Genomic DNA, 336 nt, shown 5'->3' on the forward strand with positions numbered 1-336 from the left:
CAAGCGGCAACTGCTGAACGTGCTGCACGTGATCGTGCGTTACAACCAGATTCGCGCGAACCCGGAGCGCGACTGGGTGCCGCGCGTGGTGATGTTCGCGGGCAAGGCGGCGTCGGCGTATCGCATGGCGAAGATGATCATCCGCCTCATCAACGACGTGGCCGAGAAGATCAATCACGATCCCGTGGTGGGCGACCGGCTCAAGGTGACGTTCGTGCCGAACTACGGCGTGAGCGTGGCCGAAGTGCTGATTCCGGCCGCCGATCTCTCCGAGCAGATTTCGACGGCGGGCACCGAGGCGTCCGGCACCGGCAACATGAAGCTCGCGCTCAACGG

1 protein-coding gene is annotated in these 336 nt (G+C 64.3%); it reads left to right on the plus strand.

The window, feature by feature from the left end:
- Nucleotides 1-336 (plus strand): glycogen/starch/alpha-glucan phosphorylase (locus SB751_RS28905; RefSeq protein ID WP_410748896.1); only part of this gene is annotated, 336 nt, incomplete at both ends.

This window comes from Cupriavidus sp. SIMBA_020 (assembly GCF_046535395.1).
In the GTDB taxonomy this organism is placed as follows: Bacteria; Pseudomonadota; Gammaproteobacteria; order Burkholderiales; family Burkholderiaceae; genus Cupriavidus; species Cupriavidus campinensis.